The 14713-nt window shown below is 53.3% G+C and carries 16 protein-coding genes; 11 read left to right on the top strand and 5 right to left on the bottom strand.

The genetic code is table 11. From position 1 onward, the window contains the following. Nucleotides 1–9 precede the first annotated feature (9 nt). From pdxY to CIP100161_RS08625, 5 genes are read left to right on the top strand one after another with little or no spacing between them, the layout of a single operon-like run. Nucleotides 10–861 (top strand): pyridoxal kinase PdxY, encoded by an 852-nt coding sequence (pdxY, locus tag CIP100161_RS08645; RefSeq protein WP_155873628.1) that lies wholly within the window; start codon nt 10–12, stop codon nt 859–861. A gap of 52 nt (nt 862–913) precedes the next feature. Beyond that, the gene (gene era, locus CIP100161_RS08640; protein ID WP_155873626.1) at nt 914–1831 is read left to right on the top strand and encodes a GTPase Era; all 918 of its coding nucleotides are present in this window, start codon (nt 914–916) and stop codon (nt 1829–1831) included. Beyond that, a complete protein-coding gene (gene recO / locus CIP100161_RS08635; RefSeq protein ID WP_155873624.1) occupies nt 1831–2559 on the top strand; it encodes a DNA repair protein RecO in 729 nt (242 codons plus the stop codon). The genes era and recO overlap by 1 nt, the downstream gene beginning before the upstream one ends. 19 nt (nt 2560–2578) lie before the next feature. Continuing rightward, nucleotides 2579–3313, top strand: a complete 735-nt coding sequence (locus CIP100161_RS08630; protein WP_166443163.1) for an isoprenyl transferase — start codon at nt 2579–2581, stop codon at nt 3311–3313. Continuing rightward, on the top strand, nt 3314–4387 hold the full coding sequence (locus CIP100161_RS08625; protein ID WP_155873620.1) for a VIT1/CCC1 transporter family protein: 1074 nt from the start codon (nt 3314–3316) through the stop codon (nt 4385–4387). It abuts the gene before it with no gap. A 7-nt stretch (nt 4388–4394) separates the two neighbouring features. Here CIP100161_RS08625 and CIP100161_RS08620 read toward each other — a convergent pair whose 3' ends face one another. Continuing rightward, on the bottom strand, nt 4395–4823 hold the full coding sequence (locus CIP100161_RS08620; protein WP_155873618.1) for a Fur family transcriptional regulator: 429 nt from the start codon (nt 4821–4823) through the stop codon (nt 4395–4397). Between the two features lie 177 nt (nt 4824–5000). Next, nucleotides 5001–5387, bottom strand: a complete 387-nt coding sequence (locus CIP100161_RS08615) for an ArsR/SmtB family transcription factor (RefSeq protein ID WP_155873616.1) — start codon at nt 5385–5387, stop codon at nt 5001–5003. Nucleotides 5388–5698: 311 nt separating this feature from the next. Between CIP100161_RS08615 and CIP100161_RS08610 the strand changes: the two genes are divergently transcribed. From CIP100161_RS08610 to CIP100161_RS08600, 3 genes are read left to right on the top strand one after another with little or no spacing between them, the layout of a single operon-like run. After that, nucleotides 5699–7084: a glycine--tRNA ligase gene (locus CIP100161_RS08610; RefSeq protein ID WP_155873613.1), complete on the top strand. Its 1386-nt coding sequence runs from the start codon at nt 5699–5701 to the stop codon at nt 7082–7084. 25 nt (nt 7085–7109) lie between these two features. Beyond that, complete coding sequence (locus CIP100161_RS08605; protein WP_155873611.1) at nt 7110–7637, top strand: hypothetical protein; 528 nt, start codon at nt 7110–7112, stop codon at nt 7635–7637. 5 nt (nt 7638–7642) lie between these two features. Next, the gene (locus CIP100161_RS08600; RefSeq protein ID WP_155873609.1) at nt 7643–8041 is read left to right on the top strand and encodes a DNA repair protein; all 399 of its coding nucleotides are present in this window, start codon (nt 7643–7645) and stop codon (nt 8039–8041) included. On the opposite strand, the gene CIP100161_RS08595 is transcribed toward CIP100161_RS08600, so the two are convergent. Then, nucleotides 8038–10053: a TPM domain-containing protein gene (locus CIP100161_RS08595; protein ID WP_155873607.1), complete on the bottom strand. Its 2016-nt coding sequence runs from the start codon at nt 10051–10053 to the stop codon at nt 8038–8040. The two genes, CIP100161_RS08600 and CIP100161_RS08595, sit on opposite strands and share 4 nt — an antisense overlap. A gap of 54 nt (nt 10054–10107) precedes the next feature. Here CIP100161_RS08595 and CIP100161_RS08590 point away from each other — a divergent pair, with 54 nt between their 5' ends. Then, nucleotides 10108–10785 (top strand): YdcF family protein, encoded by a 678-nt coding sequence (locus CIP100161_RS08590; RefSeq protein WP_155873605.1) that lies wholly within the window; start codon nt 10108–10110, stop codon nt 10783–10785. Nucleotides 10786–10791: 6 nt separating this feature from the next. Continuing rightward, the gene (locus CIP100161_RS08585; protein ID WP_155873603.1) at nt 10792–12063 is read left to right on the top strand and encodes a deoxyguanosinetriphosphate triphosphohydrolase; all 1272 of its coding nucleotides are present in this window, start codon (nt 10792–10794) and stop codon (nt 12061–12063) included. Here the strand turns inward: CIP100161_RS08585 and CIP100161_RS08580 are convergent. After that, on the bottom strand, nt 12053–12292 hold the full coding sequence (locus tag CIP100161_RS08580; protein WP_155873601.1) for a barstar family protein: 240 nt from the start codon (nt 12290–12292) through the stop codon (nt 12053–12055). The two genes, CIP100161_RS08585 and CIP100161_RS08580, sit on opposite strands and share 11 nt — an antisense overlap. Further along, entirely contained in the window at nt 12282–12749 is a 468-nt protein-coding gene (locus CIP100161_RS08575; RefSeq protein ID WP_155873599.1) for a ribonuclease domain-containing protein, read from the bottom strand. The genes CIP100161_RS08580 and CIP100161_RS08575 overlap by 11 nt, the downstream gene beginning before the upstream one ends. Nucleotides 12750–12830: 81 nt before the next feature. Between CIP100161_RS08575 and glmS the strand changes: the two genes are divergently transcribed. Further along, on the top strand, nt 12831–14708 hold the full coding sequence (glmS, locus tag CIP100161_RS08570) for a glutamine--fructose-6-phosphate transaminase (isomerizing) (protein WP_155873597.1): 1878 nt from the start codon (nt 12831–12833) through the stop codon (nt 14706–14708). The last annotated feature ends 5 nt before the right edge of the window (nt 14709–14713 follow it).

The following is a 14713-nucleotide window of genomic DNA, read 5'->3' as shown; positions in this document are numbered from 1 at the left end:
ATGAACCCCATGAACATTTTGTCGATCCAGTCCCATGTATCCTATGGCCACGTTGGTAACTCTGCCGCAGTGTTCCCATTGCAACGTATTGGGCATGAAGTATGGCCGGTTCATACGGTGAACTTTTCTAATCACACCGGCTATGGGCAGTGGGGTGGCGAGCTCATTCCTGCAGCACAGGTGCGTAACGTGCTCGACGGCATTGAACAGCGCGGTGCTTTCGGGCGTATCGACGCTATCTTGTCTGGCTACCAAGGCGGTTCCGACATTGCTGATGTGATCGTTGACGCGGTTGCACGAATCAAAGAGGCGAATCCTCAAGCTGTGTACGCCTGCGATCCAGTTATGGGCAATGCCAAATCTGGCTGTTTTGTATCGGATCTCATCCCGCCATTGCTGCGCGACAAGGTGGTTCCAGTAGCAGACATCATCACACCTAACCAGTTCGAGTTGGAGTACCTTACGGGCGTGCCAGCGCATGATACTGCCTCGACGCTTGAAGCCATCGCTGCAGCTCGTGCGATGGGACCCGACACCGTCCTCGTTACCTCGGTGCGTCGCCCAGAAACCCCCGATGATGCTATCGAAATGATCGCTGCTAATGAACAGGGCGCATGGTTGGTACGGACACCGTTTATTGATTTCAAACGCAATGGTTCCGGTGATGTGACAGCTGCACTGTTTACGGGGCATTATATTCGCGAGCGTAATGCAGCAGACGCTCTTGCACGTACAGCATCATCAGTATTCGATCTGATTGAAACTACCTTCAAAGCGGATTCGCGCGAATTGCTTATTATCGAGTCCCAAGAAGCCATCGCGCATCCTCGCCTTCAGTTTGAGGTTGAGCAGATCGCCTAACATTGGCATAGAATCACTTTTTTAAGTTCTTTCACACAACATAAGGAGATAGGTGAGTTTCACCGACACACCCGAGGGATTTCGCTCTGGGTTTATTAGCTTCGTTGGACGACCCAACACCGGAAAATCCACGCTGACCAATGCTTTGGTAGGGGAGAAGATTGCGATCACGGCTAACCAGCCGGAGACAACGCGACACCCTATTCGCGGCATTGTGCATCGTGAAGATGCACAGATCATCGTGGTAGACACCCCTGGTCTGCACAAGCCACGGACTCTGTTGGGCGAGCGCCTCAACGAGGTTGTGAAAGACACCTATGCCGATATGGACCTTATTGCCATCACGGTTCCTGCTGATGAGAAGATCGGTCCAGGTGATCGCTGGATTCTTGATGCAGTAAAGAAGGTAGCGCCAAAGACTCCGCTGCTTGGCATTGTGACCAAGGTGGATAAGGCGAGCCGTGACCAGGTGGCAGTTCAGCTCATGGAGCTTCACGCGCTGCTTGGTGGTAATTCCGAGGTAGTGCCAGTTTCTGCGGTTACCGGTGAGCAACGCGACGTGCTTCTCGACGTGATCACGCGCCTGCTCCCTGAAGGTCCGAAGTTCTACCCTGATGATCACATCACTGATGATGACACGGAGACTCGACTTTCGGAACTGATCCGGGAGGCAGCATTGAGCGGACTCAAAGATGAGCTTCCGCACTCCGTAGCAGTGCAAATTGATGAGATCTTGCCAAATGATGAGCGTGAGGGAGTCCTCGACGTTCATGCGGTGATCTATGTTGAGCGCCCAGGACAAAAATCGATCCTGATCGGTAAAGATGGTCGCCGCCTTGGTCGCATCATTCACAATGCTCGCCCTGAAATTATCAAGATTTTGGGTAGCAACGTGTACTTAGACCTTCGTATCAAGGTGCTAAAGAACTGGCAGCAAGATCCAAAGCAGCTAGGCCGACTAGGGTTCTAGTGCGTCGAGAAAGTTATCGGGAGCGAGCCCTTGTGGTTCGCTCCTACGACTTTGGTGAGGCAGACCGCATTATTGTGCTCTTTACCCGCGGTCGTGGCATTGTACGCGGTGTTGCTAAGGGGGTACGGCGGGCAAAAAGTCGCTTTGGTTCACGGCTGCAACCCTTTGTAGAACTTGATGTTCAGCTCTATCGTGGCCGTAATCTGGAGTCCATTACAGCAGCCGACACCGTGGCATACTTCGGGGCTAAGATCATTGATGATGTCACACGCTTTTCGGCTGCCAGCTCGATCTTGGAAGGCGTCGAAAAGCTCGCGGTAGGAGACGAGCCTCGTCTTTTTGATCTCACTGTCACAGCGCTGAAAAACATGCAGACTTGTGCGCATCCGGTCGCTGAAGTAGACACTTTCTTACTTCAAGGAATGAACATTGCTGGTTGGGCACCCAGCCTGTTTGACTGCGCTCAATGTGGTACTGCCGGGCCGCATCATGCTTTTCACCCCAGCCCAGGCGGGGCCGTGTGCGTGCATTGCCGCCCCCCAGGTGCCCAAGAAGTCGATCCAGAGACGTTGCATATGATGTGGCTCATGCAACAAGGCCACCGTGACGCTGTAGCTGAAATAGGTACACCAGAGAGGTATCAGCAAGCGCACGCATTAATTCGGTCCCACCTGTCGTGGCATGTGGAACGAGGTCTTGCCAGCCTCAATGTGCTTGACCAAGTGTGATAGTGGCAGAATAGTCGGGGTGACCAAGCAACTCGTACCTCCACAGATTCCGCAAGAGTTCCTCCCGCGGCACATCGCGCTCGTCATGGACGGCAACGGACGATGGGCAACTAATCGGGGCCTCAAGCGCACCGAAGGCCATAAACGCGGTGAAGCTGTCCTCCTCGATATGGTGGATGCTTGTATCGCTATGGGTATTCCGTATCTGTCGGCCTATGCCTTTTCCACCGAAAATTGGCGGCGCTCCACCGACGAAGTCCGCTTCCTCATGGGATTTAACCGGGACGTCTTGCGGCGCCAACGCGATGCCCTCAACGCAAAAGGAGTGCGAGTCCGTTGGGTAGGGCGGCGCCCACGACTGTGGCGCAGTGTTATTAGAGAGCTGGAAGCTGCAGAAGAGCTCACTAAGAACAACACCACCATGACGCTTGCCATGTGCATTAACTACGGTGGCCGTGCAGAAATCGTCGATGCCGTCCGTGAGATTGCTCGTCGATCTGCAGCCGGAACGCTACGCCCCGAGGAGATCACTGAAGATTCCTTCACGCAGTTCCTCGATGAGCCCGACATGCCGGATGTTGATTTGTTCCTGCGCCCATCAGGGGAAAAGCGCACGTCTAATTTCTTGTTGTGGCAGTCTGCTTATGCGGAAATGGTGTATCAAAACAAATTGTTTCCTGATTACACACCTGAGGATTTGTTTGCAGCAGTCGAAGAATACGCTCGACGCGATCGCCGGTTTGGGGGGAACTAAATGACAACAACGCAGCCCACATCTCAACAGATCAAGCGATGGCGCCAGTATCTTGCCAACGAACGCGCTGAAGCCGCATTGTATCGCGAGCTAGCCCACCGTAAAGACGGCGAAGAACGTGAGATCCTTCTTGCGATTGCGGAAGCCGAAGCGCGACACGAACAGCATTGGCGTAATCTTCTCGGCGATTATGTTGGCATGCCCAAAAGCCCCGATTTGTCGACTCGGATGCTGGCATTTTTGGCGCGGAACTTTTGGTCAGTTTTTGCCCTCGCACTGATGCAGACTGCGGAGCAGCGTAGTCCCTATGCAGACGATGACGACGCCACTGAACAGATGAAAGCCGATGAGGCTATCCACGCAGAAATCGTGCGTGGGCTTGCGGCTCGTGGCCGTGAACAGATGAGCGGAAACTTCCGAGCTGCAATCTTTGGTGCCAACGATGGTTTGGTATCCAATTTTGCATTGGTGCTCGGCGTGGTTGCTTCAGGTGTCAGTCCTAATATTGTGTTGCTCACTGGCATCTCTGGTTTGCTCTCGGGTGCGCTATCGATGGGCGCGGGGGAGTACATTTCTGTAAAGAGTCAAAACGAGCTTCTCGAGGCATCGACGCCGCACCCAGGGACGAAGAATTACATTCCGCAGCTTGATGTGGATGCCAACGAACTAGCACTTGTCTACCGTGCGCGTGGGATGTCGGAGGCAGACGCTGAGCAAAAAGCTGCAGAAGCATTTGCCAATTTGCGTAATGCTGAAGATCAAGCGATTGTCGACGTACCTCGCGACGAGGAGCCCAGTAACGGTGCATGGTCCGCGGCGGTGTCTAGTTTCTTCTGTTTCGGATTTGGCGCACTGATCCCCGTGGTGCCGTACTTCTTTAGCGTTTCAGGTGTTGCTGCAGCAGTGATTTCTACAGTGCTGGTGGGAGCTGCACTGATGATCACCGGAAGTATCACCGGAATTTTGTCGGGCAAACCACCACTAAAAAGAGCGCTACGCCAGCTCATCATTGGTATGGCCGCAGCGGGCGTGACCTACCTCTTAGGCAAAGCGTTTGGAGTAGCGCTCGGATAAAAAAGACTTATTCGGCTGCTGCAGAGCAGCTTTCGCAGAGGCCGTAGATTTCGGCATCGTGCCCAGTTACTTGGAACCCATGTAGCTGGGCTACTTCTTTAGCCCACTTTTCTACTGGGCCGCCATCGATCTCCACGGTGCGTCCGCATTGAGTACACACCAAGTGGTGGTGGTGTTCATCGCTCAAGCAGTGGCGGTAGAGGGTTTCGCCATTGGACATATGGAGAACATCGACTGCTTCGATGTCTGAAAGTGATTGCAAGGTCCGGTATACAGTGGTCAGACCGACCTTGAGATCGCGTTTTGTCAGCTCTTGATGGATCACTTTGGCAGAAGCAAAATAATCAAGATCTTTAAGAACCCCAACGACAGCGGTGCGCTGACGGGTGCTACGAACCCCCAACTTGGGGACTGAACGATCGATGGTGCGATTCATAGAGTATTCCTTAAGTTTTCAGGATGTGGCAGTTAAAGAGACTGTGGCCAGAACTCTTTCAACGCTTAGCGTACTCCTTTTTCAGCAGAATGTTGAGATGGTGCCCGATTGAAAACACTGCGTTTAGCTGGGAATGCAAGGTAGCGGGCTTGTTAACGGTGTTGAATTGAAAATATTTTAGTGGGAAACGGCAGCTGTTTTAGAAACTTTTTGAGAGAGCTGACCAACTTTTGCGATGATGTCGATGATCATGGGTTCTTTGAGGCGGTAGATAATTTGGCGGCCTTGGCGCTCATTGTCAATGATATGAGCTCGCTTGAGAACTTTAAGGTGCTGGCTGATAAGTGGCTGGCTGCCGCCAAGGGCTTGCACTAGTTCGAAAACGTAGTGATCTCTCTGGTGTAGTAAGAGCAGGATTTGGATTCTGATACTCGAGTCGAGAGCACTCAAAATGCCAGAAATCAGTGATGGTTCTTCCTGTATCACGTCAAGGTTGTGATCTGAGGACATCACGGTGGCATCTCCCAGCGCATACAGTGATGATGGGCGCGGAGAAGTTTCCATTGGGACTGCTACTTTCTAATTGTTGAAAAGATGCGATGTAAAACGATTGCATACTGCCACTGTGCAAGGGATCGAAACGGGGTAGCAATAGTGATTACTTAAAATAAACTATGTCACGGGATGCTATATCGCCTAAATTTCCTCATTTTTTACCTAACCAAATTGGGGTATTCTGTACGAATTTGCGTTAACAGGCTTACAGGTCGAAGAAAAAGTACTTGACGGGTTAGACTGTCACGAAGGTACGGATATAAAAGGAATAACCTCCGTCGCCGTTTTATCTCACTACTTAAAAGGAGCTGTTCAATCCCGTGGCACAGAACAATGTCATTGACACGGTCGTCAACCTCTGTAAGCGTCGTGGCCTCGTTTATCCCTGTGGTGAGATCTACGGTGGCACCCGTTCCGCATGGGACTACGGTCCATTGGGAATGGAACTGAAAGAAAACATTAAAAAGCAGTGGTGGCGCACCTTTGTTCAGGCGCGTGCGGACGTCGTGGGCCTCGACTCGTCCATCATCTTGCCTCGTCAGGTATGGGTAGCATCCGGACACGTTGCCACCTTCACTGACCCCCTCGTGGAATCTCTTCATACTCATAAGCGCTACCGCGCCGATCACCTGATCGAAGCTTATGAGGCAAAACACGGCCATGCGCCAGAAAACGGTCTCGCCGATGTTCCAGACCCAGAAACCGGTCAGCCGGGTAACTGGACTGAACCTCAGATGTTCTCAGGTTTGATGAAAACCTACCTCGGCCCCGTGGACAACGAACAAGGCCTGCACTACCTGCGTCCGGAAACCGCACAGGGCATCTTCGTAAACTTCAAGAATGTGATGACCACGGCTCGTATGAAGCCTCCATTCGGTATCGCGCAGGTCGGTAAGTCCTTCCGTAACGAAATCACCCCAGGTAACTTCATCTTCCGTACTCGTGAATTCGAGCAGATGGAGATCGAGTACTTCGTGCCAGAAGAACTGGCTGATCAGAAGTTCAACGAATGGGTCGATGACTGCTGGAACTGGTTCGTTGACCTCGGTATCAACCCAGACAACATGCGCCGCTTCGATGTTCCGGAAGAAGATCGTGCGCACTATTCCAAGGGCACCATTGACATGGAGTACAAGTTCGGCTTCCAAGGAAACCCATGGGGCGAGCTGATGGGTGTTGCCAACCGCACCGACTACGACCTTGGTTGCCACATCAAGGAATCTGGCGAGGACTTGAGCTATTTCGATCAAACAACCGGTGAGCGCTACGTGCCGTGGGTTATTGAGCCTTCCTTCGGTCTCACTCGTGCACTCATGGCTTTCCTCGTCGACGCATATTGCGAAGACGAAGCACCAAACGCCAAAGGTGGTGTGGACAAGCGCGTTGTACTCAAGCTCGATCCGCGTCTTGCACCAGTCAAGGTGGCTGTTTTGCCATTGTCCAAGAAGGACACTTTGACACCGGTCGCAGAAGAAGTTGCTGCGAAATTGCGTAAGTTCTGGAATGTCGACTACGACACCTCCGGTGCTATTGGCCGCCGTTACCGTCGACAAGACGAGATCGGCACGCCATTCTGCGTGACCGTTGACTTTGACACCCTCGAAGATAACGCCGTGACCGTTCGCGAACGCGACACCATGACCCAAGAACGTGTGGCCCTCGACGATCTGCAGTCTTACCTCGCAGCTCGTCTGATCGGCTGCTAATACCTCCTAACTCTGGAAGGAAGCCATGGACTTCACTAGCTGGGGTAACCGTCGAAAAAATCACATCGACCTTTTCGACGACCATGACAACACCATTGCGACATTCCCCATCGACATTCATGCGGTGCAAACCATCGACGTCGATGGAGCCGCATGGACCCTAAGCTCCGACAAGAAAACCTTGCGCGCCACCATCGACGGCGGTAAGGAGTTTGTTGCAGACGCAGGGGAAAAGGGATTCGCCCGCTCAAAGCGAATCGAGATATCTCTCGGTGATCGGAACGTTCGCGCAATCAATGAGAACAAAAATGACTGGGTTTATGTTGACTCTGATCCAGAGGAAACAAAAATCGGCCAGTTCTCAGGTGGAAACAGCGGTGTTCGAAAAAGCTACACTGAGTTTGAAAAAGATTCCGGACTGAACCTACAACAAAAAGTGTTCCTTTCTGCTGTAACGAGGACCGAGCTAGAGGCCAAACTCAGCAGCTTCACCTTGGGCCTGTTCTTCTTCCTCCTGCTTCTCATGCCAGCAGTCGTGTGGGCACTGCTCTAACGCACATGACCACTTACTGCTGGTGCGGCGAAAAGCTCCTCGACTACCAAGGGCGCATAGTTGCCCAAGGTAGTCGAGGGGCTTTATCTATTGAGGGACGAATGATTCGGGTTGACGTCGCACGCCCGACCCCTTGGACCTGGAAATGCAATGCCAAAGCTTTGCAATCAACTGCGCACACACAAGCCGGAATGAAATGCATCACCGTTGAATGTGCTGGTCGCAAGTACGTGATGCGGCGAGTAGGGTGGCGTCGCCGCGAACTCGTAGACTTAAGCGGACACTGTCTTGCACAGATCAACGGATTATCTATCGACGCTGGCAGTACGATTCCGAAAACGGACTTACTTTTTGCCGTCTACGTAGCTCGGCTTATCGACACCCCCTTCGACGTGCGAATCTAGAACGAACCGCCTCGGAAACCTCCGCCTCCGCCGCCACCGCTGAAGCCGCCTCCGAAACCACCGCCGAAACCACCACGGTGATTATTCGACAAAATCTCATTGAGTACCATTCCGGTGATAATGCCACCCATACCGCCGCCACGATTAGACGACTGACGCTGCTGGTAGTCGCGGTAATCGCGCTTTGCCAGCGATAACGCTGAGCGTGCTGTGCGATCAGCCTCACGTGCGAAATCTGTTGCCCGGACCACGTCCGTAGACGCAGCATTGTGCGCTTGGGCGAGAAGTTTCTCGGCCTCGGCGAGTCGAGTTCGAGCAGCCGACTTAATTACTCTGCCGCGAGTGCTAATAAAATCTGAGGTCGTTTGAACACTCGATTGTGCTGAAGATAGCTGCTGTTGGAACACCATCGAGCGTCGCTCGTGATCGGCAGCTGCATCGCGTGCATACGCCAGCTGGATATCGAGCGCGGAATCTGCTGCAGTAAGCATCGACCACGTCTCAAGAGGATCTTGTTCCGCATGAGCGTGGGCAAAATCAAGTGCAGATCGGGCATCAACAACGCTGGCATCAAAAGCAGCCCAACCGGCTTCAGGAGTGATCTGATCATTGGATTCCCGCAATTGTTGTGCTTCGGCGATCTCATCAGAAATCTCCGTAATTAAGGCAGGGATACCGGATCGAGCCGTTGAGATATTGGAATCAGCATGTTCGATGGCCGCGATAAGTTTGTCAGCATTATTTGCCGCATTTTCCGCATTACGGATGGCGTCGACAAGCCCTGCTTGCTCGCCGGCGGGCCGTGAGGACAACTCGCGGGCAGCATCGAGGCTTCGCTCAGCTTCAGTGATACTGGCCTGCGCTATATCCAGATTGTCCTTGATAGAAGAGACTACTGAATCGGAGTACTGTGCACTGACGCTCTCCAACGTGCTAGCAGCGCCGGGCAGGCGTTGGCGCAGATCCACAATGCGTTGAGTCAAATTGAGCAGGACGGAGTCGGCATTGACCAACAAATTACGGAGTTGGGCAAAGTTGGCGGCCTCGGCATCGAGCGCGTCGTCGGCAATCCCGCAAGTAGACACTATTTGAACGTAAAGGGCGTGACGTTCCGCAGGATTCGAGGTGCTTTGCGCCTGCTGGTTGAGTGCGAACGCCTTATGCAACGTAGTTGTGGAATCGTTCATTGCTCGGCGGAAAGCGCGCGTACGCTCCGCACCAAATTCGGCAACGGCGATCTCGAGTTCTTCTTTTGCTCGACGAATCGACTCGTCCGTGCTGACTAATTCTTCCTGTGCTAGTGCAGCTAGGGTATCCGTCGACAAAGCATGAAGTGCTTGGGTATCCGCAGGATTGATGGAGCGAGCAGACTCAAAGGTGTGCTTTTGAGAGGCGGTGCGCTTACGGCGACTATAGGCCCATAGACCGCCACCAGTAGCGGCGATACCGAGTGCACCAGCACCCAGCCAAGCGTTGTCGACCGAGGATGTGGGGCCAGAGGCCGGTGAGGACGAAGCCGCGGAGGTGTTAGTGGCTTGATCTACAACGCCATAAGCTGCGCCCGCCCAGTCTTGTTCTAAGAGGTGGTCGTAAGCGGCGTTGTACATGTTGTCAAGGGCATGCGGATCCCAATCTTCGCCGCCGTTAATGCCAAACTCGCGAGTCTTTACTGCGACAGCGAAAACTGCCACATTTCTATCTCCATTGGAGCGAACCGCCTGAGTCGTCCAAACTTCGGGGGTGACATCGTCAAATGAATCAACGAAGATGATGCGGATTTGCCGACGAGTTTCTTGTTGGAATTGCTGAACCTTCTGTGTAATACCGGCAATGTCATCGGGACTCAGTACCCCTGACTCGTCAGTAACTACTTCCACATAGCGCTGAGGTGCGGCGGCTTCCACGTGGATGGCTGGCTGCGGCAACGCTAATGCGGCAGTGGGCAAGCCCACAACAGAGGCTGCCAGTGCGATGGCGGACAATCTGGATGCCTGCTTTATACTCCAATGCATGTTCACCAGCTTAGTCAATGTGGGTAAGAACATCGTGGGGGGAGAAGATCTGGCATGCTAATGGGTATGAAGCCACTTCGGTTATCTGCAATTCTTGCAAGTATTCCACCGCTTGCGATGGTGGTGCGCGGCCGCATTCGTCCTAAGAACTCCCGTAGGCGTTTTCCTACGATTGTTGTGTTAGGTACTGCGCAGTACGACGGTGTGCCATCGAGGCAGTTTGCTGGCCGGTTGAAATGGGCTGCTGAGCAGTGGCATTCGCAGCACAGTCAAAAAGTTGTCACCGTCGGTGGAAAGCTGCCAGAGGATCGCTTCACTGAGGCGGCGGTGGCGCGAGAGTACCTGATTAAAGAGCACGTGGATTCCGATTTAATCGTGGCTGTTGAACAGGGGCACGATACACGGGGTTCGCTTCGGGCCGCGTTACCAGAGCTAGAACAACCGGTATTGATTGTTACCGATCCTAACCACAGCCTGCGGGCTGAGCTTATTGCCCGTTCGGAAGGCATTGCTGCGTGGGCGTCGCCTACTCCTTATTGTCCCACGACTTTTCCGCGGTGGCAGTGGTGGTGGACGTTTGCGCACGAACAAGGCGGCCTTGTCGTCGTGGCGATCGAACTCGTAGTTGGAAAAGCGGCAGCGCAAAAAGTAGAAGACGCGTTACGACGCATCCAAGCCTGGTTGCGGCCGTCGCGACGCGCACGTCACGAGCAACTTCGTGAGGAGCGGTGATCTTTTATGTTTAGCTATTCTTCTTCCGATTGGCAGCGGCGTTTCGACGAACCTGAAAAACCCAGCCGAATTATTGCGCACCGCGATGAACGTGGTCCTTTTGCCAAGGATCGTGCTCGGGTATTGCATTCGGCAGCTTTACGTCGGCTAGCTGATAAAACACAGGTGGTGGGACCCCGCGACGGAGATACCCCGCGTACACGGTTGACGCACTCGCTCGAAGTCGCCCAAATTGCGCGCGGTATTGGTACGGGGCTTGGCCTTGATACTGATCTGTGTGAGATGGCTGGGCTGACACACGACATCGGTCATCCGCCCTATGGACACAATGGCGAAAAGGCCTTGGCAGAAATAGCCGAAGACTGTGGCGGGTTCGAAGGAAACGCTCAAACGCTACGAATTTTGAGCAAGCTTGAGCCCAAGGTCGTTGATCAGGCGGGGGAGTCCTATGGGCTTAACCTCACTCGTGCTGCCCTCGATGCAGCATGTAAATACCCGCTCACCAAGACAAACCCCGACGGTAGCGTGAACAAAAAATATGGATGCTATGACGAAGATGCCCATATTTTGCAGTGGGTCCGTCAAGGCCATGATGATGCCTCGGCATGTGTGGAAGCCCAAGTAATGGACTTCTCCGATGACATCGCCTACTCCGTTCACGACGTAGAAGACGGGATCGTATCTGGGCGAGTACACCTTAGGGCGCTGTGGGACTTTGTGGAGCTTGCAGAGCTCGCTGAAAAAGGTGTACGAGCTTTCGGCGGTACTCCAGAAGCGCTTGTCGACGCCGCCGATCATCTGCGCGAACTGCCGATTATTTCTGCGGCTGCAGATTTTAACGGATCACTGCGCGGCTACGTTGACCTTAAAGCTATGACGTCCCAATTAGTTGGCCGATACGTGGGCGCAGTGATTGAAGCATCTCGGGCTGCAAGTGATACCGGGGTATTTGGTCGTACCACCGGAAAAGTTGTCGTACCAGATCAAGTATTAGCCGAGGTCACACTGCTCAAAACGATTGCTGTGCTGTATGTGATGGACGATCCAGCACACTTGCAGCGCCAAGACCGCCAGCGTGAGCGTATCTACCGTGTGTACGACTACCTCGTAGCCGGTGGCAGGGGAGCACTAGATCCCGTGTTCCGCCTGTGGTGGGAACAAGCAGAAACCGATGCACAGCGGCAGCGAGTCATCATCGACAACATTTCCTCGATGACAGAATCACGCTTGGAACGCGTCGCAAAGCAATCGGCTGAGCTCAGCGGCTTTATGGGGTGATGACGAGGGCAACGCGTTCGTTGACAAGCACACGCATCACGCGCTCCGAGTCAGCCACCGAAAGTTGCCAAGATCTGCAATTGATACGAGTCACATGGAATTCACGCAAGACATCCGCCAACCCATCAAGATTGCGCGGTGCACTGCGAGAAGGCTCTAGCTGAGCCATCACACTCGCATAAAACTCGTCGAGGCTGCGGATACGAGAAACAGAAATACTAGTGGGCATTGGGGATCTCGCAGAAACTCTCGTAATGGTCATCGGTGTAATACCACTGCTGTGGGCTTGTCTTGGAACCACCACCAGTAATAATGCGACGCTCACCGCGATGATGCAGACCTGGAGTTTCTACCGTGTACTCACGATAAAAATTACGATCCTTTTGCGGTAAATGCCCCTCATAATTGCCAAAGCGCACCCCATCATTGTCTGGGTAATCAAAGGGGCCACCCGCAGTAATATCGGCGATCGTATCTTTTACCTGCGGTGGCAAGGACTCCACAGGACATTCGCCCTCGTTATGCCGGACAGCTGAGGTGGCTGGCGCCTGCTGAGGTGAATCCTCAGAAGGCTGTAGGCCGAAGTAACCAGCGGCAACAGCTATGGCAAGACCGGCAACGGCAGCAAACAGCGACTGTGGTTTTTTATGAGAAGGCGTAGATTTCGCACCAGACATGAGTACCATTGTCGCACATCAATGAATGAGATGCTGACCTACTACCTGCAGAAACTGCACTAGCACAAAGAATACAATATAGTGCGATGTATGTGTGGAATCGTTGGATTTGTAGGCAGGACATCGGTACCTGACCGTGATTATTTTGCTCTCGATGTGGTTCTCGAAGGGCTGCGGCGCTTGGAATATCGAGGATACGATTCCGCAGGCGTTGCCGTAGTTGCAGACGGTGCAGTGAGCTTCCGTAAAAAAGCTGGCAAGGTGCAAGCCCTAGAACAAGAGCTGGAAGCAAGCCCCATGTCACAATCGTGCCTGGGTATTGGGCACACTCGGTGGGCAACCCACGGTGGCCCCACCGATGCCAATGCACACCCACATGTTGTGGATGGCGGCAAGCTTGCCGTTGTACACAATGGCATTATTGAGAACTTTGCTGAACTAAAATCCGAGCTTTTGGGCTTTGGATACAACTTCGTCTCAGAAACGGATACGGAAGTAGCCGCAACCCTTCTTGGGCACATTTTTAATAACGAGGCCAATAAAGATCTCACTCGTGCCATGCAGCTAACCTGCCAGCGCCTTGAGGGAGCTTTTACGCTTCTAGTCATTCATGCAGAAACCCCTGATCGTATTGTTGCGGCACGTCGTAACTCGCCACTAGTGATCGGTATAGGTGAGGGGGAAAACTTCCTCGGTTCAGACGTTTCTGGGTTCATCGACTACACCAAAAACGCTGTGGAAATGGACAACGACCAGATCGTGACCATCACTGCTGACGGATACGACATCACCGACTTCTATGGCAATCACGCCGAAGGCAAGCCATTTGTTGTGGAATGGGATGCACAAGCTGCTGAAAAAGGTGGCTTTGAATTCTTCATGGAAAAAGAAATCCATGAGCAGCCTGCTGCAGTTCGAGATACCCTCATGGGGCGTTTCGACGAGTCCGGAAAGCTCACCCTAGATGAGTTGCGTATCGACGAGTCCACCCTGCGCAGTATCGACAAAATCATTGTGATCGCTTGTGGCACCGCAGCGTATGCAGGCCATGTCGCCCGTTACGCCATCGAGCACTGGTGCCGTATCCCCACCGAGGTGGAGCTTGCACATGAGTTCCGCTACCGCGACCCCATCGTGAATGAGAAAACCCTCGTGGTGGCCTTGTCGCAGTCGGGTGAAACCATGGATACGCTCATGGCTGTTCGTCACGCGCGCGAACAAGGTGCGAAGGTGATTGCTATTTGTAATACCAACGGATCTTCTATTCCACGTGAATCTGACGCATGCCTTTATACCCATGCCGGACCAGAAATCGCAGTGGCATCCACCAAGGCATTCCTGGCGCAGATCACCGCAACCTACCTTTTGGGCCTGTACCTAGCTCAGCTGCGCGGCAACATGTTTGCGGACGAGGTCAATGCCGTCCTTAGCGAGCTGCGCAATATTCCTGACAAGGTGTCGGCAGTTCTCGACGGGGTAGAGGATCAAGTCAAGACCTTGGCGCAAGATATGAAAGATTCAACCTCCGTGTTGTTCTTGGGCCGCCATGTTGGTTTCCCTGTGGCTTTGGAAGGCGCACTGAAGCTCAAAGAACTGGCGTATCTGCACGCCGAAGGTTTTGCCGCTGGTGAGCTCAAGCACGGTCCTATCGCCCTGATCGAGGAAGGCCAGCCCGTCTTTGTGATTGTTCCGTCGCCGCGTGGCCGCGATTCTTTGCATGCGAAGGTCGTGTCCAACATTCAAGAAGTTCGTGCACGTGGTGCCATCACGATCGTTATCGCAGAAGAAGGCGATGATGCTGTGGAGGCATATGCCAACCACATCATTCGCATTCCGCAAGCACCTACACTGATGCAGCCACTGTTGGCTACCGTTCCACTGCAGATTTTCGCCTGTGGTGTCGCCGCAGCCAAGGGATTTGATGTGGATCAACCGCGCAACTTGGCCAAGTCTGTGACGGTGGAGTAGAACAC

This window comes from Corynebacterium rouxii (assembly GCF_902702935.1).
GTDB lineage: Bacteria > Actinomycetota > Actinomycetes > Mycobacteriales > Mycobacteriaceae > Corynebacterium > Corynebacterium rouxii.
Note: the sequence above shows the minus strand (reverse complement) of the source record. Positions and strands in the feature narration are given on the sequence as shown.

Bases quoted from the DNA above. Each gene is read 5' to 3' on its own strand.
- pdxY (WP_155873628.1), top strand. From the start codon at position 10: ATGAACATTTTGTCGATCCAGTCCCATGTATCCTATGGCCACGTTGGT.
- CIP100161_RS08625 (WP_155873620.1), top strand. From the start codon at position 3,314: ATGACAACAACGCAGCCCACATCTCAACAGATCAAGCGATGGCGCCAG.
- CIP100161_RS08620 (WP_155873618.1), bottom strand. From the start codon at position 4,823: ATGAATCGCACCATCGATCGTTCAGTCCCCAAGTTGGGGGTTCGTAGC.
- CIP100161_RS08615 (WP_155873616.1), bottom strand. From the start codon at position 5,387: ATGGAAACTTCTCCGCGCCCATCATCACTGTATGCGCTGGGAGATGCC.
- CIP100161_RS08605 (WP_155873611.1), top strand. From the start codon at position 7,110: ATGGACTTCACTAGCTGGGGTAACCGTCGAAAAAATCACATCGACCTT.
- CIP100161_RS08600 (WP_155873609.1), top strand. From the start codon at position 7,643: ATGACCACTTACTGCTGGTGCGGCGAAAAGCTCCTCGACTACCAAGGG.
- CIP100161_RS08595 (WP_155873607.1), bottom strand. From the start codon at position 10,053: ATGCATTGGAGTATAAAGCAGGCATCCAGATTGTCCGCCATCGCACTG.
- CIP100161_RS08590 (WP_155873605.1), top strand. From the start codon at position 10,108: ATGCTAATGGGTATGAAGCCACTTCGGTTATCTGCAATTCTTGCAAGT.
- CIP100161_RS08585 (WP_155873603.1), top strand. From the start codon at position 10,792: ATGTTTAGCTATTCTTCTTCCGATTGGCAGCGGCGTTTCGACGAACCT.
- CIP100161_RS08580 (WP_155873601.1), bottom strand. From the start codon at position 12,292: ATGCCCACTAGTATTTCTGTTTCTCGTATCCGCAGCCTCGACGAGTTT.
- CIP100161_RS08575 (WP_155873599.1), bottom strand. From the start codon at position 12,749: ATGGTACTCATGTCTGGTGCGAAATCTACGCCTTCTCATAAAAAACCA.
- glmS (WP_155873597.1), top strand. From the start codon at position 12,831: ATGTGTGGAATCGTTGGATTTGTAGGCAGGACATCGGTACCTGACCGT.